The organism is Parabacteroides sp. AF27-14 (assembly GCF_003635425.1).
Taxonomy (GTDB): domain Bacteria; phylum Bacteroidota; class Bacteroidia; order Bacteroidales; family Tannerellaceae; genus Parabacteroides; species Parabacteroides distasonis.
The window spans coordinates 72318-91178 of the sequence record NZ_QTLZ01000019.1; the positions used below are offsets into that span (position 1 = coordinate 72318).

Below are 18861 nucleotides of genomic sequence, written 5' to 3' on the forward strand. Positions count from 1 at the left end.
TAAAATAGAATCTATATGAAAAAGATATATTTAGTAGGTCTAGCGTTCGCCTTATTAACGGCCTCCTGCGATGATGTCCTAGAAAAGACATCATCTACCCAATTACCTACGATAGACGCAATCTCTTCCGTAGCCGATTTGACAAATGCCGTGAATGGCGTATACGAGCAACAGGCTACAGAGGTAGGCTCGTATGGAGCGGAATTCACATTGCTGGCCGATTTACGAAGTGGGGATTTCCAATCTATCTCCACGGTGAATCATGCCGGCCCCATGTATCGTTACCAAACAGGTAAAAACGATGAGATGGTTTATAGTTTCTATAAATTATTCTACAATAGTCTAGCTCGCCTTAATAATGTATTAGCCGCCGCCGAGAATCTTGAAGGTGCGGATGTAGACATATTGAAAGGAGAACTATACGCTATGCGCGCCTTGTATCATTTCGATTTAGCCAGAGTATTCGCTAAATTACCATCAACAACAGATATGAACGATCTGGGCATCGTACTCTCCACAGAGGTTTATCCCACGGATTATATCGGGACCCGGGCAACCTTACAGCAGACATACGACCAGATATTGAAAGATATCGAGACCGCATTGCCTCTTTTGAGTAAAGATAAACAAACCGGACACATCAATTATTGGGGGGCTTTAGCGATCCGCGCACGCGCTTACCTTTACTTAGAAAAGAATAAAGAGGCACTGGCTGACTGTAAGGAGATTATCGCTTCCTCTCCTTATAAGTTATACACACGGGATGAATATATAGGCGCATGGGATAAGGAAGGAACGAACGAGGCTATATTCGAGATCTTAGTTACCCCAAATTATAACGCGCAACGTAACTCTATCGGTTATTTTACACATGCCTCCGGCTACGGTGAATGTGCCGCTACTGAATCTTTCCTGGAAGAGCTGGCTAAGCATCCGGGAGATATCCGTACGGAATTATTCGCAAAAGAGACCGATAATGGCTATGACGGGACCTATCCGCAAAAGTATAAGGGACGTGACGGGCAAATCTATGTAAACAATCCAAAGGTCGTGCGCCTTTCCGAAGTTTACCTAATAGCGGCCGAGGCCGCACTAAAAGCAGGGGATACCTCCGCGGCCGCCGGATATATGAATACGTTACGCAAGAATCGTATTGAGAATTATACCGATGTCGCTTCTATCACGTTGGATGATATCTTACTGGAAAGACGCCTAGAATTATTCACGGAAGGACATACCGCTTGGGACGCTTGGCGTAACGGCAAGTCTGTCAACAATAAATTCGTAGGTGAGGTTAAGCCGGGCGATTACCGTACGATCATGGCAATTCCTATCGGAGAAATCACCGTATCAAGAGGTCAGTTGATACAGAACCCAGGATATTAATCCTTTATCCATAAGTATTTATTGATTTTAGAGGATGTGCCACTTCACCACGGCACATCCTCTTTTTCTTTGTACGCTCACGAGTGCTTCACTAGCTCGAACCGCTTGTCTACACAAGCAGGTAATTCATGCGGGTAATGGGTTACGTAAATCAAGGTTTTTCCCGGGCGATCGCAGAATTGCTCGATAATAGCAGCCGCCTTTTTCTTATTGCTCACATCCAGACCGTGGAGAGGCTCATCTAATATAATTAAATCGGGATCTTTCACGAAAGCTCTCGCTAATAAAGCCAAACGTTGTTCTCCCGATGATAAGGTCAAGAATAAACGGTCTTTCAAATGTTCGATGCCAAAAACTTTCATCCACTCCAAGGCTACCGTTTCTTGCTCCGCATTACACTTACGAAACAAGCCGATCGAATCGAAAAAGCCGGAACCGACAATATTCAAGGTAGGGACATTCTCCTTATAATATAAGTGCATCTCCGGCGATACATATCCGATACGCTTCTTGATATCCCAAATACTTTCCCCGGAACCTCTCTTTCTATCAAACAAATACAACGTATTCGCATACGACTGGGGATTATCCGCGTAAACCAAACTCAGCAAGGTAGATTTACCAGCGCCATTCGGACCGAATAACGCCCACTTCTCCCCGTTCTTGATTTCCCAATCCAAATCTTTCAAGATCGTACGGCTACCATAGCGTATTTTCACATGCTCCATGCGTAAAGTCACCTCATGTAAAGAGGCTATCTTGTTCATATCCACAGGTAAACGAACCTTACCAACTTCCTCGCATGCATGAATGCCTTCCGTTGGAAAAAGACGGGCGATTAATTCCGTATCCGACATAAACTCCTCTCGAGTCAGCGGAGGCAGGCAAGTACGATCATGGATAGGCAATACATGCGTGATCATTGCCGGTATGTCATTGGGGTTAGATAATAACAAGACAACTTGAACGCCATTCAATTTTGTCATTTGCCCCAGCATCTCTACCAATAAATCCCGGGATGGAGCGTCTAAGCCGATAAAAGGATTATCCAAGATCAAGACACGAGGACGGCTAAGCAACGTCCGGACAATCAAGAATTTTCGTAATTCACCACTTGATAAGAAGATCAACCGCTTAGGCAATAAATCCTCTATACCGAAAAGAGTCAATATCTTCGCTAAATTATCAGAGCCGGCATATTCCTTCAACAATTCCTCGACAATAGGCATCTCCTCCGTCTCTGTTGAATGCCAACGCTGTTGGTAATAAGAATTCCGGCAATCCGCCAACGAATAAATATCCTTAAACGCTATACTCTTGATAAAGTCACTCACCTTACCATCCCCGGAGAACACGACCTCACCTTCCTTAAAAGCGAATTTACGCTGCATAATATCCGCTATCAAGGTTTTACCAGCGCCATTCGGACCGACCACAGCCCATTGCTGCCCTTCATCAATTCTCCAATTCACGGGTGCCGTAAACCGCAATTCCGGCAAACGAGTAACGATATTCTTAATATCGACCACCATCATTCCTTCTTTTTCCATCTTTTTTCTAAATAAGCCGGACAAAGGTACATAGTTTATTTAAAAATGACAGCATAATGACAAAAAAAGGGGCCACTCATCACGAGCAGCCCCTCTATAGTATACAGGCACTTGGTATGTCTATGTTAACTAGTAGTTAATGAACGCCTGTACGTGTATCCCACCACATTTGTTTACCCCACAAATTATCCACGACTTCCGCATCGAAGGGAGCACAATTCGCATTGTTCAAATTACGTTCCTTATCAGGATACGGAGAGCGGAATGGAGGTACGTTATGATTAGAATAGTTTGCCGGACGGCCCGGAGCCGGATACAAGTTGTCTGGCACGCCTGTACGGCGATACAATGACCAACCTTCCATTCCTTGCTTGAACATGGCAACCCATTCCTCATAATAAATCTGTTTCTTATCATTCGTGAACTTACCCGCGTTCGCAAGGTAATCCGCTATATCTTCGGCAGATACGCTATTCTCTTCCATGGAATAGGTAACAGCCTTATTGTATGCGTCCTCTGCGGAGATTCCGGTATTCCATCCCAACATAGATGCCTCAGCGACACAGAACCAAGGCTCAGCGACACGCATATAAGGAGAAAAACCAGCCAAGTCCGTAAAGAAACGTGCTCCCCAAATGGAATATTTAGAAGCTACCGCATTCGCTTTCGCCCCGATCGTATAACCTACATACTTAGGCTCACCGGCCTCCACACTTTCTTTTGTGGGTTGGAAATAAGATGAGCAACGAGGGTCCTCACGTGTATTCATATGATCCACGATCACGTCTGCGGCACAATACTCCGTCTTACGTGTACGATAACCGTCTGCCATCGGTTCGTAATAGTTGGGGTCTGTTCCGATCCACCAGAAGAAAGCATTATCATCGTTGCTTTCCATGATCGGATACTTAGTGGGATTACCCATGACTTCCTCTACGGTCTCCTTAGCCAACGCCGGGGAAACCTCTGAGATACGCATCGCTAAACGAAGACGCATAGAATTACAATATCTCTGCCACTTCTCGATATCACCACCGAATAACAAGTCTCCCTCGCCTAAGTCATCACTACCACCATCGGCAAAGCCATCCGCAGCTTCCTTCAACGTAGCCAATAAGCCCGGATAAATATCCTCTTGCTTATCGTATTTCGGCTGCAAGACCCCATCTGTCATCTTAGCGGCATCCGTATAAGGGACATCCCGCCAACGATCCGTGGCTACCTGCATCAAATGAACCTGCATAACCTTCGATACGTTCAGCATATTAGGAGTCTCATTAAACGTGGCACGCTTCTCGATATCTTTTAGGTTATTCAATATACGATACAAATACTCCCAGTTCGTATCCTGTACACCCGTACGGAAATTATAGCGGGACTCGTCGATATAAGTCATCTTCGAAGCATATCCGCAGAAAGTCATCGGCTCATCCATCGCGAACCACCGATCATACAGACGATAGGATGTGTAATATAAAGAATACGCCAGAAGATTCGTCGTAGGCACATCCGTAGGGCTATCCGGGTCTGTATTGACCTCCTCAAACGAATCGGTACACGAACTACCGAATACAGTAGCGCCGACCATCATAGCCATCATGAAATTCTTGATATATCTTTTCATATTAAATTCCTCAGATTAATGTTGATTAAAATGTTACACCTAACTTAAGACCAAAGCTACGAGAAGGAGGATAAGAGTTGGACTCAAAACCTACACCAGAGTTGAATCCTCTGCTTGTAGCCGTAGTCTCGGGGTCATCGCCACCGGTACTTGTAGACTCCGGATCAATATGAGCGATATTTGACTTATGCACCCAAAGCAACGCCAAGTTCGTACCAACCAATGATACATGAGCGGCCTTGATACATTTAGTCTTCTCTAGAATTGATTTCGGGAAATTATACGTCAGGTGAGCCTCACGCAATTTCAAGTAAGAACCATCGAATACCGACATCTCACAAATCGTATAATAATTGTAGAAGAAGTCCTCCGCGTTGACAGCGACATCATTAATCTTACCATCAGCGGTCTTGAAGACCTTGTCCGTCATATAATTCTGGCCAAGTACGACGCCATTCTCACGCAAATCGCCTTCTGCTGTGTGTTTCAAGATACCTGTCTGAGAACCGAATGCTTGTGTAACAGAATATACGTCACCGCCCAAACGGAAATCCAATAAGAAACCGAAGCTCCAATCCTTATAAGAGAACTCATTGCTGAAACCAGCCAACCACTTCGGCGTAACATCACCGATCTCTTTTCCAGCCTCGTAGACAGGAATACCATCCTCTACCAAGATCGAGCCATCCTCATTATATACGTAACCAGTACCTACCAAAGTACCCCAGCTTTTACCGACCATCGCATAGTTCTTCACGCTCCAGCTACTACCGATTTGGTAAGCGTCCAAAGACTGTCCGGTAACGGGATCTGTATAAAGCTCATCGATTCGGCTCTTATCCTTCGCCCAGTTCAACGTAGCCGTCCAGTTGAATCCCTTCGGATTCTTGATGATATCACCGGATACCTGCAACTCGACACCCTTGTTGCTGATCTTTCCAGCGTTGATATACATAGAGGTATAACCGGTAGAGGTAGCCACGTTCGCATTCATGATCTGATCGCTCGTCACCTTATTATAATATGCGGCATCAATATGCAAACGATTGTTGAACAAATTAGCCTCAACACCAACTTCCCAAGTCTTTACGCTCTCCGGACGAAGATTTGTAGGAGGAAGGATTGTCGGATTATAGAACAATGTAGTACCATTGAACGAAGAACTGATCAATGAATAATAAGCGTTCGAACGATACGGGTCCGTTGCGGAACCGATCTTTGCCCAACCACCACGCAATTTCAAGAAATTCAAATAATCGCCATTTTGCAATCCGGGGAATGTCTCGGTCAAGATCCAGCTACCACTGAAAGAAGGATAGAAGAAAGCGTCCTTGATCGTAGAGTCCCAGTCATTACGGACACTGACCTCGGCATAAGCCATATTCTTGTAGCCGATAGAGGCATTAGCGTATACAGAGTTTGAACGACGTTTCTCATGGTCGTTCAAGGTGTACGGGGTTCCATGAGCGTTCGCTACGGTAAACAATCCCTCCGCGGTCAATTCGTCCGCACCTGTCCCCATGATAGCTGTTTGATAATCACGATAGTTGGCTCCTGCCAAACCATTCAAGGCCCAATCACCGAAGTTCTTGTTCACGTAGGCGATAAAGTCCGCGTTAAACTCAGTCATCGAACGGTCGAAGCTACGGAAATATCCATTCGGATAGTCGATATTCCATAAAATACGAGAGAACTGATTAGAATCGTAATGATCCAAGCCCATACGACCTTCAAACTTTAACCAATCGGTCGGTTTGATATACAAAGAGGTCTTGCCATAGAAACGATTACGATCATAACTATTGGTATTCTTATTCAATGTCCAATACGGATTCGCATGGAAAGACTGTATCCAGTTATAATGCGTATATTTTCCATACTCATCCACTTGATCCCAATTATTCTTCAAATCCTTCAAATCAACTTGACGACCAAACCACTGCATGATAGACTGCAAAGCATTCGTACTGTTATATCCCGTACCCGGCAAGTTTGCGCTTTTCGTGCGAATATAATTCGCGGACAAGTCGAAATCAATATACTTATTAAACGTCATTTTCGTGTTCACCGCCATAGCATAGCGCTTCTGATCAGTGTTCGGGGTCGTACCGCCTTGATCACGGAAAGATAAAGACGCGCGTGTAGACGTTTTATCCGTAGAGGCAGACAAAGCCACCGTATGATTCATAGAATAACCCGTTTGGAAGAAATTCTTGATATTGTCCGGGCTGGAAACCCAAGGAGTAGCCTGACGCACGCCATCGATCACCGGGCTATTGTATTGCGGCAAATTCAATCCGATATCCAAGCGAGGTCCCCAAGACTCATCTGCGTTATCGTTGATACCACTACCCATACCATCTACATAATTGTAACCATTCTCCAAGGCAAAAGCTTGATAATCGCCAGAATATCCCCCCGCTTGCGCTTCCTTCCAATCATACTCGGAAGCGTAATAGCCTTGTCCGTACTTATTCTGCAATCTAGGCAAATTATAAACCCGGTCAATCGTGATATCACCCTCATAAGAGATAGATACACCCTTGTCTTTCTTACCGGATTTAGTAGTAACCAAGATAACGCCATTACCGGCACGCATACCATACAAAGCGGCAGATCCACCCTTTAACACAGAGATAGACTCTATATCCTCCGGATTAATATCATTCAAGCCGGAACCCAAGTTTACAGTGGCACCTTTCGCGTTATCATTAGCGATAGGCACACCATCCACAACGATCAACGGTTGGTTATTACCAAAAGAGGAATTACCGCGAACCACGATATTCTGCGACGCACCAACCTGTCCACCTTGAGAAGTAATCTGCACACCGGCGATCTTACCGGAAAGTGAGGTCGCCAAGCTCTGTTGGCCAGCTTTTGTCAACTCATCAGATTTCACCTCTTGCAGGGCATAACCCAAGGCTTTCTTCTCACGAGTCAAACCCATAGCGGTTACAACCACCTCATCCAACGCTTTTGAATCCGAGTCCAAAACAACGTTGATCACGGATGCCACAGGTACTTCCTTCGTTTTCAATCCTACATAAGAAATAAAGATCATCTTAGCGTCTCTCGGTACATCTAAACTAAAGTTTCCCTCAAAGTCCGTAACCGTACCAATCGTAGTGCCTTTCACAACGACAGCCGCACCGATCACGGGTTGCTGATCTTCCGATGATATAACATTACCTGTTATCTTCATCGTCTGTGCCGTTGCGACTCCTATGCCTATAAACAAGCATAATAACAAAAAAGTCAACCTTCTCATAAACACACTTTTTGTTTAACAATTAATTATTTAAATCAAAATTCACACATAACTTACCATAGTTTACGAAGAACTTAGTTTAAAACAGCAGGATTATACATGCATATATTTAAAATTACATTAAAATATTCACTTTACTTTTACATACAATCATACATATACCTAATCTTCACACCGCAAATATAAAGAATATTTTCTGTTAAAAACAAATAATATAATAGTTTTATGTCATCAAAACAGTCAAATATATTTCACAACGTCATTTTTAGACCTATTAAATGCATATTTTGACACACAAGCAATATCATAATAACACAAAACCAATCAAGCAATAGGTAATTTTCAGTTAATCTATTTTACAACAATAAAGATTATACAAGATTTTAATATCATTTTAACAAACTATTTGATTTTTGATAAAAAAAGAAGATTTCCTTAAGAATCATAGCATTTCAACCTATTTCGCTTTCACTTGTAAATAAAATCGTTCTTCGTAGACTATGTTCCTTCCAAAATAAATGAATACATTTGCCTCACGTAAATCTTTAAAACTAATAGCATGAAACATTTTCTTTTAGCCATGGCTACTTTATGGTGTGTGGCAGGTACATTCTCCTTATTCGCGGCGGATAACAATAAATGGAAGCCTCTCTTCGGTAAAAATCTGGAAAACGCCAACTACAATCCGGAAGTTTGGAGCGAGACTGATGGCGTGTTAGGTGCCGTGAAGGACGAGTCTATCTGGACAAAGGATGAATATGAGAACTTCGAGCTGGATCTTGATTTTAAGACCGACGTGGGCACGAACAGCGGAGTAGTCGTTTACTGTACGGACACGAAGGACTGGATACCCAACTCGGTAGAAATACAGATAGCGGACGACCATTGTGAAAAATGGGGAAACGGCAAGCCGTATGAGAAATGCGGAGCCATTTACGGACATCTAGGCGCCGTGCAAGACAAGGTTGTCAAAAAACCCGGGGAGTGGAATCATATGCGTATCAAATGCGCCGGACAACATATCATGGTTATCCTCAACGGAAAGAAAGTTACCGAAATGGATATGAGCAAATGGACTTCCGGCACCAAGAACCCGGATGGAAGCGATATCCCAAGCTGGCTGCCCAAACCTTTCGCCGAATTACCGACAAAAGGATTTATCGGATTACAAGGAAAACATGGGGATTCATTAATCTGGTTCCGTAATATCAAGATTCGGAGTCTTTGATAGACCTATTATATAATGTACGTGAGGGGCCATAAACAGCCCCTCATTTATTTAAAAGACTCTCGTCCCTTTTCCTTGGTGAATCTCCGAGGCTTGCGTAATAATCACTTGCTTCACCCCGGCGTCTATCGCTTGGTAAGCGTTTTCCAGCTTTGGGATCATGCCCCCTTGGATAATTCCTTGTTCTACATATCCCTTAAACGCTATACGATCGATTTCCGGTATCACGCTCTCATCATCGTTCTCGTCCAACAAAACGCCTTTTTTCTCGAAACAGAACATCAATGTCACCTCAAAATGTTTCGCCAACGCTTTAGCGGCTTCTCCCGCTATCGTATCAGCGTTCGTATTCAACATATGGCCTTGCTTATCATGTGTAAGAGGAGCCAGTACCGGCACGATACCTTGATGGATAAGAGAGGCTAGCAAATCGGCATTCACCTCTTTCACGTCGCCTACGAAACCATAGTCTACATCCTTCACGGGACGTTTATCCGAACGCATCAAGTTCATGTCCGCACCGGTCAAGCCTAAAGCGTTCACGCCCAACGCCTGCAAGCCCGCTACGATGTTTTTATTCACCAACCCGCCATAGACCATTGTCACGACCTTCAAGGTCTCGGCATCCGTAATACGGCGACCGTTCACCATCTTGCTCTCGATCCCTAATTGGGCTGCAAGCTTGGTAGCCGAGCGTCCTCCCCCATGCACCAAGACCTTATATCCCTCGATAGCAGCGAAATCGTTCAATAATTGACGAAGCGTTTCTTCTTCCTCAACGATCTTCCCTCCTACCTTTATCAAGACTAGTTTTTCCATACTTAATTCTTTTTTATAAAATTTTCTCGCCAAAGTTACTAAAAAAAGAAAGATTTGTATACATTTGCACTCGCAATGCGGTAGTAGCTCAGTTGGTAGAGCATCAGCTTCCCAAGCTGAGGGTCACGAGTTCGAGCCTCGCCTACCGCTCTATCAGGCATTAGGCGATTATCCAAATAAGGATGGTCGCCTAATTTTGTTTTATCTCCTCAATGCTCCTTCTAAAAGCAACGTCCGTTTCTCTAGCTAGAAACTAGAGTTTTGTGCAAGGGAAACTTCTGTTTCCTCATAGGAAAACTTTTGTTTTCCTTAGAAGAAACTAAAGTTTCTTAAAAAAAATCCACAAAAAACTGCAACACTCTTATAATCAAAGATATAACCAAGTTTCCTTTTCCCTTTATAATAAAAACAAAGTTATCTCTTTTCTCGACATAAAGCCATATGTTATGCTTAAACGATCTATACTGTTTAAGAAAAATAATCTACCTTTGCGTCAAATAATTAAGAAGAGAATGACAAAAAGCATATTTCTATTCCTGCTGGGGATTCTTTCCCTATCGGCGATGGCGCAACCCAAACTGAGCGAGGAAGCCCGTATCAGTCTGATGACCAGCGCACCGTACGATGAAGAGGTATTCACCGTGTACGGGCATGCCGCTCTACGCATATACGATCCCAAGCAAAATATAGATTATATATTCAATTACGGTATATTTGATTTCTCCAAACCTAATTTTATCTACCGATTCGCTAAAGGAGAGACGGATTATAAACTGGGAGTAGCCGATTTCCAAGACTACGTGATCGAGTACCAAATGCGGGGCAGCGATATCACGGAGCAAGTATTGAACCTCACCCAAGAAGAGAAAGAGCATATATGGGATGCCCTGCTTATCAATTACAGGCCGGAGAACAGGGTATATCGTTATAACTTCTTCTTCGATAATTGCGCTACCCGCCCTGCCGCGATCTTGGAAAAGGAGATCGACGGGAACGTCGATTATCAGTATCCCTATCAATCCCAGACCTTCCGGGATCTTATTAATTATTGTACCCGAAACCATCCGTGGCTCACATTCGGATGCGACCTAGCGCTAGGCAGCCCCACCGACCGGGAGGCCACCCAGCACGAGATGCTCTTCCTCCCCCCTTATCTAAAAGAAGCGTTCGCTAAAGCCACCATCACGGGCCCGGACGGGACAATCCGCCCATTGGTGAGCGAGACCCACGTGATCGGAGCCGGGGAAGCCGACGAGCCGGAAAAAGATATCTGGGATTTATTCACCCCTTTAGTCTGCGCTTGGCTTCTGTTCGGAATCGTTTTAGGGTTTACTTGGATCGAATGGCGCAAAAAAAAATACTTCTTGTGGGTGGATTGTGTCCTTTTCTCGGTAGCCGGAGCCGGAGGTGTAATCCTCTTCTTTCTTAGCTTCATATCCGTCCATCCCTGCACGTGGCCGAACTGGTCTTTGGTATGGTTACAGCCGCTCGATTTGATCGCTGTTATTTTGTTTTGCGTAAAAAAGCTGAAGAAGGCTGCATATTACTATCATTTTATTAACTTTGCGGCGCTTACGCTGATGTTACTGGGATGGTATTTCATTCCGCAACATCTAAACAGTGCCTTTATTCCGCTTGTAGCCTCGATTTGGGTTCGTTCGGGTTGGGGTGTTTACAGAAAGATATGGAGAATCGGATGAGAAAAATTATAACGTCACTTATCGCTATCCTCGTGGTAACAAACCTTGAGGCGCAGCAACGTACCCCCAAATTGGTGGTATGTATTACTGTGGATCAGCTAAGGGGCGACTATATAGAATACTTTTATAATACATTTGGCGAACGTGGCTTCAAGCGTTTGATGAACGAGGGGTTGGTGTACAACAATATCCGCTTCGAGTTCTCGGACATAGACCAAGCCAGCGCGTTCGCGACTCTTTTTACCGGAAGCAACCCTTGCTTCAGCGGTATCGCGGGGGAGAAGACGTTTGATTTCGAGAAAGAGAAAGAGGTCTCGATCTTAAATGATCCCGAATATCTGGGTAATTACACGAAAGAGAATTATTCGCCCAAGAATTTATTCAGTTCCACGATCGGCGACGAGTTGAAAATCGCCTCTCAAGGAAGAAGCGACGTATATTCCATCGCCCCGGATGCCGAGAGCGCCATCCTTTCCGCCGGACATGCGGCCAACGGAGCTTTCTGGATGGATAACACCAACGGGAAATGGGCTACCACGACGTACTATAAGGGTATCCCTTGGTATGTAGACCGCTATAATAACGGCCCGGAATCCTTGGCGTCACGCTTAGAAACCATGGTATGGACTCCTACCCTTCCGATAGAGAAATACGATGCCTTTCCTTACGTATTGGATGATCTTCCTTTCCGCTATACGTTCAGCGAGAAGTTCGCGAACTGCTATCCGAACCTGAAGACCTCTCCGTTCATCAATAAGGAGATCAATCGCTTGGCCCTCCAGTTCCTAGAGTACGGAGGGTTTGGTACACGTAGTTGCCCGGATATGTTGTCTATCACGTACTACGCAGGCAATTACCGGGGTACGATGAGCAAGGAATACACCCGGGAGATTCAAGATACGTATTATCAACTCGATCAAGATATCGAGAAGCTACTAGATACGATCGACAAGAAAGTGGGCTTGGCCAATACATTGGTAGTCTTCACCGGTTCCGGTTATTATAAAAGCGAGGAGTCTTATCCGGACGGCCTGATGGTGAACGGTGGCGAGTTCCACCCGAAACGTTGTCTGGCCCTGCTTAATATGTACTTGATGGCCATTTACGGCCAACATACCAGTTGGGTACAAGGATACTACAATAACCAGATCTACTTGAACCGCAAGGCGATAGAAGACGCCAAGTTGGATTTGACGACTTTACAGAACAAGGCCGCCGAATTCATACAGGAATTTAGTGGCGTACAACTCGTCACCACGGGCAGGAGCTTGCTTACGGGCGACTGGAACGAGGGAACCGCCAAATTCCGTCAAGGTACGCACCATTTGAGACGGGGCGATCTGATCATCGAGTTGCAACCCGGTTGGAAAGTAAACCTCGACAATCCGAAAGAAAAAGTCAAGATTATACGCAATAATGCTGTTATCACCCCGCTGGTATTTATGGGCAACGGGTTGAAACCCCAACATATCTACCGCGAAGTCAAGGCCACTGAGGTAGCCCCCACGGTAACCCATGTGCTAAGAATCAGGCCACCAAACGCTACTCAAAGCCTACCGCTTTGGGAATTGAAAATTGGTAATTGAGAATTAAAATTATCATAGAAGGGAAAGGTAGGTGGTTCTCCCCTAAGTATTTTATCTGAATTCAAATAACAAAGTAATAACAGACGATGATTGCTCATTGACAATCGGAAGTTGAACTCTCAATTTTCAATTTTCAATTATCAATTATCAATTAACATAAGAATCATGGGATTTAATGAGTTTATGACGAAGCTGTTCGGCAATAAGTCGCAGCGTGACCTTAAAGAAATCACACCTTACGTAGATAAGGTAAAGGCCGTATATCCGTCAATCAAGGCACTCTCGAACGACGAGTTGCGTGCGAAAACAGATGAGATCAAACAACGTATCCAGGACTACGTAGCCGAGGAGAAAGCGCAAGTGGAAGAGCTTCGCAAAGGCATCGAGGATAAGGAACTGGAAGAACGTGAGGCGATCTGGGCCGAGGTAGATAAAATCGAGAAAGCCATTACGGACAAGATGGAAGTGGTACTGGAGCAATCCTTGCCCGAGGTATTCGCCATCATGAAAGATACGGCCCGCCGTTTCGCCGAGAATGAGGAAGTGGTAGTTACCGCTAACCAATTCGACCGGGATCTGGCCGCTCGTTTCGACTTTGTCCGCATCGAGGACGATAAGGCGATTTACGCCAACCACTGGAAAGCCGGTGGAAACGAGATCACATGGGATATGATCCATTACGACGTTCAGCTATTTGGTGGCGTCGTTCTTCATAAAGGTAAGATCGCCGAGATGGCGACCGGTGAAGGTAAGACCTTGGTGGCTACCCTTCCGGTATTTTTGAACGCCTTGACACGTAACGGTGTACACGTGGTAACCGTGAATGATTACTTGTCAAAACGTGACTCCGAGTGGATGGGACCGCTTTATATGTTCCACGGACTTTCCGTAGACTGTATCGATAAGCACCAGCCGAACTCCGAGGCTCGCCGTAAGGCTTACGAGGCGGATATCACGTTCGGTACGAACAACGAGTTCGGTTTCGACTACTTGCGTGACAATATGGCGATCAGCCCGAAAGACTTGGTACAACGCAAGCATAACTACTCCATCGTCGATGAGGTGGACTCCGTATTGATCGATGACGCTCGTACGCCGCTGATCATCTCCGGACCGATCCCTCGTGGCGAGGAACAATTATTCGAGCAATTCCGCCCGAACGTGGAGGTTGTCGTGAACGCGCAGAAAGACCTTTGCTCCAAATTATTGATCGAGGCCAAAAAGAAAATGGCTAGCGACGACCAGAAGGTCGTTGAGGAAGGCTCTATCCTTCTGTACCGCTCCTTCAAGGGATATCCCCGCAACAAGGCGTTGATCAAGTTCTTAAGCGAGCAAGGCGTAAAAGCTCAAATGTTGAAGACGGAAGAATATTTCATGTCCGAGAATATGCGCCATATGCACGAGGCGACCGATGAGTTGTATTTCGTGATCGACGAGAAGAACAACAGTATCGAATTGACGGATAAAGGTATCGACCTATTGACCGGTAAGACGGACGACCCGACCTTCTTCGTACTTCCCGATATCACTTCCCAATTATCTCAATTGGAGAACATGACAGGAACCGAGGAAGAGAAACAAGCTCAAAAGGACGAGATCTTGGCGAACTATTCCGTTAAGAGCGAGCGTGTACATACCATCAACCAGTTGTTGAAAGCTTACACCTTATTCGAGAAGGATGATGAGTACGTGGTTATGGACAACAAGGTCATGATCGTTGACGAGCAGACGGGTCGTATCATGGACGGACGTCGTTATTCCGATGGCCTGCACCAAGCGATCGAGGCTAAGGAACGTGTAAAGGTAGAGGCCGCTACACAAACATTCGCCACGATCACCTTGCAGAACTACTTCCGTATGTACCATAAATTATCCGGTATGACCGGTACGGCGGAGACGGAAGCAGGCGAGTTCTGGGATATCTACAAATTGGACGTAGTAGTGATCCCGACCAACCGACCGATCGCCCGTAACGATATGAACGATCGTATCTACAAGACAAAACGTGAGAAATATAACGCTGTTATCGAGGAAATCGTTCAGCTGACGGAGGCAGGCCGCCCGGTATTGGTGGGTACGACATCCGTAGAGATCTCCGAGTTATTGAGCCGTATGCTTACGATGCGTAAGATCCAGCACAATGTATTGAACGCTAAGTTGCACCAGAAAGAGGCCGAGATCGTGGCCTTGGCGGGTCAAAAGAGTACGGTTACGATCGCTACCAACATGGCCGGTCGTGGTACCGATATCAAGCTGTCCAAGGACGTGAAAGACGCAGGCGGTTTGGCGATCATCGGTACGGAACGCCATGAGAGCCGTCGTGTAGACCGTCAGTTACGTGGTCGTGCCGGACGTCAGGGAGACCCGGGTTCATCCGTATTCTTCGTATCACTGGAAGACGACTTGATGCGTTTATTCGCTTCCGAGAAGATCGCCGGCTTGATGGATAAGCTTGGTTTCAAGGAAGGCGAGGTTCTGGAGCACAATATGTTGAGCAAGTCCGTAGAACGTGCCCAGAAGAAGGTAGAGGAAAACAACTTCGGTATCCGTAAACGTCTGTTGGAATACGACGACGTGATGAACTCACAACGTAACGTAATCTACACCCGCCGTCGCCACGCCTTGATGGGAGAGCGTATCGGTCTGGACGTATTGAACACGATTTACGATACTTCTACGGCTATCGCCGATCAACACGCCGAGGACTTCGAGGGCTTCAAGTTAGAATTGTTCAAGACATTCGCCATGGAAAGTCCGTTCACGGAAGACGAATTCAAGAGCATGAAACCGGAGCAACTCGTAGAGAAATTGTTCGAGGAGGCATTGAAGACTTATAAACGTCGCATGGAACGCATGACGCAAGTCGCTCACCCGGTCATCAAGCAAGTGTACGAGAATCAAGGAGCGATGTACGAGAACATCATGATTCCTATCACGGACGGCAAGCGCATGTATAATGTATCTTGTAACCTGAAAGAGGCTTACGACACGGAATGTAAGGCAATCGTTAAATCCTTCCAGAAATCAATCGTATTGCATATGATCGACGAGGGATGGAAAGAGCATCTACGTGAGATGGACGAGTTGCGCCACTCCGTACAAAACGCTAGCTACGAGAACAAGGATCCTTTGTTGATCTACAAACTTGAATCTTACAACCTGTTCAAGACAATGGTAGACAACATGAACCGTAAGACAGCCGCCATCTTGATGCGTGGACAGATCCCGGTACGTGAGGAGCCGACCGAGGAGCAACGCCAAGCCATGCAAGCCCGTCAAGCGGCCGTAGCCCAGCAAGCAGCCCAAGCGATCGCCGAGGAAAGAGCCCGTCAACGTATCGCCGTACAAGAGGCCGCCCCGGAGAAGCACGAGGATATGAGCCGTTACCGCACGGAGAAAACAGACTTGAGCGGAAACAATACCCAAGCCGAGGCACCTCAGCCGAAGCAAGCTCCAGTCCGTGCCGAGAAACGAGTAGGACGCAATGATCCATGTCCTTGCGGAAGTGGCAAGAAATACAAGAACTGCCACGGACAAGGTTTATAAGGAACAAGAAATAAGATAAAAAAAGAGGGACAGAATACCAATCTGTTCCTCTTTTTTGTATATTGCAGGCATATAAACCCATTAAATGCTACCATTATGATTATTGGAATTCCAAAAGAAATCAAGAACAACGAGAACAGGGTAGCTCTTACTCCCGCCGGAGCCAAAGAGTTGGTGAAAAGAGGTCATACCGTGTATGTGCAACACACGGCTGGTATAAACAGTGGTTTCGCCGATGATGCCTATGTGGCGGCAGGGGCCCGGATACTCCCGTCCATTGAGGATGTATATGGAATTGCCGAGATGATCGTAAAAGTAAAAGAACCGATCGCCAGCGAATATCCCTTGGTACGCAAAGGACAGCTTGTCTTCACCTACTTCCATTTCGCATCCGACGAGGCTCTCACCCTTGCCATGATAAAGAGCGGCTCCATCTGTCTGGCTTACGAGACCGTGGAGAACCCAGATCATACGTTACCCCTTTTGATTCCTATGAGTGAGGTGGCCGGACGCATGTCCGTACAGGAAGGCGCTCGTTTCCTTGAGAAACCGCAAGGTGGCAAAGGCGTATTGCTAGGTGGCGTGCCGGGCGTGAAACCGGGTAAGGTATTGGTTTTAGGCGGTGGCGTGGTAGGCCACAACGCCGCCTTGATGGCCGCCGGGCTAGGCGCCGATGTCACGATCGCCGACATCTCGCTTCCCCGCTTACGCTATCTGTCCGAGACGATGCCGAAAAACGTGAAGACGTTGTTCTCTTCCACGCATACGATCGAACAGGAATTACCCACAACCGATTTAGTGATCGGCGCCGTATTAATCCCCGGAGCCAAGGCCCCGCACTTGATCACCCGGGATATGTTGAAATTATTGAAACCGGGCAGCGTATTGGTAGATGTAGCCATCGATCAAGGCGGTTGCTTCGAGACCTCCCACCCGACTACGCACGCCAATCCGGTTTATGAGATAGACGATATCCTCCATTACTGCGTAGCCAACATTCCGGGAGCGGTCCCGCAGACTTCCACATTAGCCTTGACCAACGCTACCCTGCCGTACGTGATCAAGCTTGCCGACAGAGGTTGGGAAAAAGCCTGCGAGGAAGATCCGGGCCTAGAACTGGGATTAAACATCGTGGAAGGAAAGATTGTCTACCCCGCCGTGGCTGAGGCTTTTCCTTCACTCAAAGCATAAGTTCCAAAGAATCTTTCATTAGTAGGGATTGCTTGCGGCAATCCCTTTTTTATGTTTTCTATTTTTATTGTTTTCTAAAAAACGTAAAATATCTTGGCTCCTTTTCCCGCACACCTTAACTTAGAGCACAAAATCAATTAAATTTAATAATTACCATGAAGAAAATTGTTTTATTAGTGGCTTTATGCCTATGTGTCGGAAACCTATTCGCACAAGACGCTGACAAATTAAGAGATGAAGGTGACGCTGCTTTGAAAGCAAAAGATTACGCTACCGTCGTAACAAAATACGGCGAATACTTGAAACAAAACAATTACCAAGACACCGCCCGTATCTTCAATTGCGGATACGCCGCTAATCAAGCGAAGAACTACGCCGAGGCCGCCAAATACTTCGACATGGCCGTTAAGATGAACTACAACGTAGACGACTCTTATGTAGGCGAGGCTATGGCTTACCGTAACTTAAACAAGACTGAAGAATTCCTGACTACGGTAAAAGAGGGATTAAAAGTGATTCCCGATGGAAACAAGAATAAGACCAATCTGGAAAAGTTGCTTTACGGTTACTGCATCAAACAAGGACAAGCCGCCCAAAAGAAGGGAGATCTGGCCGGTGCCGAGAAAATGTACAAAGAGGTCCTAGCCGTATCGAACAAGGATTACCAGAGCAACGCTTACTACAGCCTTGGCGCCATGCTGTATGGCAACGGAGCGAAGATATTACAGGCCGCTACCCCGATCGCTACTTCCGAGCCGGATAAATACAACGCCGAGAAAGCGAAAGCCGACAAAGACTTCAAGCAAGCGAAAGAATATTTGACAAAGGCTGTCGAACTCGACCCGAAAGACGAGAACTCCAAGAAGATCCTCGCTTCTATCAATGACATCCTGAAATAAGAAAGAGGACTTTATTCATACAAAAAAACCTCCCGGATCACATAGAAAAGTGATCCGGGAG

11 protein-coding genes and 1 tRNA gene are annotated in these 18861 nt (G+C 45.8%); 8 read left to right on the top strand and 4 right to left on the bottom strand.

Annotation, left to right across the window (positions count from 1 at the left end; genetic code table 11):
• The first annotated feature begins 15 nt into the window (after positions 1-15).
• The gene (locus DWY79_RS17090) at positions 16-1386 is read left to right on the top strand and encodes a RagB/SusD family nutrient uptake outer membrane protein (RefSeq protein WP_005855624.1); all 1371 of its coding nucleotides are present in this window, start codon (positions 16-18) and stop codon (positions 1384-1386) included.
• Positions 1387-1463: 77 nt separating this feature from the next.
• Here the strand turns inward: DWY79_RS17090 and DWY79_RS17095 are convergent, their stop codons facing one another.
• The 3 genes from DWY79_RS17095 to DWY79_RS17105 all read right to left on the bottom strand — a co-directional run bounded on the left by DWY79_RS17095 (position 1464) and on the right by DWY79_RS17105 (position 7831).
• Complete coding sequence (locus tag DWY79_RS17095) at positions 1464-2936, bottom strand: ATP-binding cassette domain-containing protein (protein WP_036628661.1); 1473 nt, start codon at positions 2934-2936, stop codon at positions 1464-1466.
• A gap of 136 nt (positions 2937-3072) precedes the next feature.
• Positions 3073-4560 carry a SusD/RagB family nutrient-binding outer membrane lipoprotein gene (locus DWY79_RS17100; RefSeq protein ID WP_008771696.1) on the bottom strand — a complete coding sequence of 496 codons (1488 nt, stop codon included), beginning with the start codon at positions 4558-4560 and terminating at the stop codon, positions 3073-3075.
• A gap of 25 nt (positions 4561-4585) precedes the next feature.
• The gene (locus tag DWY79_RS17105) at positions 4586-7831 is read right to left on the bottom strand and encodes a SusC/RagA family TonB-linked outer membrane protein (RefSeq protein ID WP_005865330.1); all 3246 of its coding nucleotides are present in this window, start codon (positions 7829-7831) and stop codon (positions 4586-4588) included.
• A 559-nt stretch (positions 7832-8390) separates the two neighbouring features.
• Here DWY79_RS17105 and DWY79_RS17110 point away from each other — a divergent pair.
• Entirely contained in the window at positions 8391-9059 is a 669-nt protein-coding gene (locus DWY79_RS17110; protein ID WP_008771694.1) for a DUF1080 domain-containing protein, read from the top strand.
• 51 nt (positions 9060-9110) lie between these two features.
• On the opposite strand, the gene argB is transcribed toward DWY79_RS17110, so the two are convergent.
• Positions 9111-9878 (bottom strand): acetylglutamate kinase, encoded by a 768-nt coding sequence (argB, locus tag DWY79_RS17115; protein WP_036651497.1) that lies wholly within the window; start codon positions 9876-9878, stop codon positions 9111-9113.
• Between the two features lie 77 nt (positions 9879-9955).
• Here argB and DWY79_RS17120 point away from each other — a divergent pair.
• From DWY79_RS17120 to DWY79_RS17145, 6 genes are all read left to right on the top strand, one after another.
• Positions 9956-10028 (top strand) — tRNA-Gly (locus DWY79_RS17120).
• 362 nt (positions 10029-10390) lie between these two features.
• The gene (locus DWY79_RS17125; RefSeq protein ID WP_122369880.1) at positions 10391-11578 is read left to right on the top strand and encodes a DUF4105 domain-containing protein; all 1188 of its coding nucleotides are present in this window, start codon (positions 10391-10393) and stop codon (positions 11576-11578) included.
• Positions 11575-13164 (top strand): alkaline phosphatase family protein, encoded by a 1590-nt coding sequence (locus tag DWY79_RS17130; protein WP_122369889.1) that lies wholly within the window; start codon positions 11575-11577, stop codon positions 13162-13164. The genes DWY79_RS17125 and DWY79_RS17130 overlap by 4 nt, the downstream gene beginning before the upstream one ends.
• Before the next feature lie 165 nt (positions 13165-13329).
• Entirely contained in the window at positions 13330-16710 is a 3381-nt protein-coding gene (secA, locus tag DWY79_RS17135; protein ID WP_005855607.1) for a preprotein translocase subunit SecA, read from the top strand.
• Positions 16711-16806: 96 nt separating this feature from the next.
• On the top strand, positions 16807-17901 hold the full coding sequence (gene ald, locus DWY79_RS17140) for an alanine dehydrogenase (protein WP_005865321.1): 1095 nt from the start codon (positions 16807-16809) through the stop codon (positions 17899-17901).
• A gap of 155 nt (positions 17902-18056) precedes the next feature.
• Entirely contained in the window at positions 18057-18800 is a 744-nt protein-coding gene (locus DWY79_RS17145; protein ID WP_005855602.1) for a lipopolysaccharide assembly protein LapB, read from the top strand.
• Positions 18801-18861: the final 61 nt, after the last annotated feature.

Coding starts and splice junctions, on each gene's coding strand:
- DWY79_RS17090 (WP_005855624.1), top strand. CDS start 16: ATGAAAAAGATATATTTAGTAGGTCTAGCGTTCGCCTTATTAACGGCC.
- DWY79_RS17095 (WP_036628661.1), bottom strand. CDS start 2,936: ATGGAAAAAGAAGGAATGATGGTGGTCGATATTAAGAATATCGTTACT.
- DWY79_RS17100 (WP_008771696.1), bottom strand. CDS start 4,560: ATGAAAAGATATATCAAGAATTTCATGATGGCTATGATGGTCGGCGCT.
- DWY79_RS17105 (WP_005865330.1), bottom strand. CDS start 7,831: ATGAGAAGGTTGACTTTTTTGTTATTATGCTTGTTTATAGGCATAGGA.
- DWY79_RS17110 (WP_008771694.1), top strand. CDS start 8,391: ATGAAACATTTTCTTTTAGCCATGGCTACTTTATGGTGTGTGGCAGGT.
- argB (WP_036651497.1), bottom strand. CDS start 9,878: ATGGAAAAACTAGTCTTGATAAAGGTAGGAGGGAAGATCGTTGAGGAA.
- DWY79_RS17125 (WP_122369880.1), top strand. CDS start 10,391: ATGACAAAAAGCATATTTCTATTCCTGCTGGGGATTCTTTCCCTATCG.
- DWY79_RS17130 (WP_122369889.1), top strand. CDS start 11,575: ATGAGAAAAATTATAACGTCACTTATCGCTATCCTCGTGGTAACAAAC.
- secA (WP_005855607.1), top strand. CDS start 13,330: ATGGGATTTAATGAGTTTATGACGAAGCTGTTCGGCAATAAGTCGCAG.
- ald (WP_005865321.1), top strand. CDS start 16,807: ATGATTATTGGAATTCCAAAAGAAATCAAGAACAACGAGAACAGGGTA.
- DWY79_RS17145 (WP_005855602.1), top strand. CDS start 18,057: ATGAAGAAAATTGTTTTATTAGTGGCTTTATGCCTATGTGTCGGAAAC.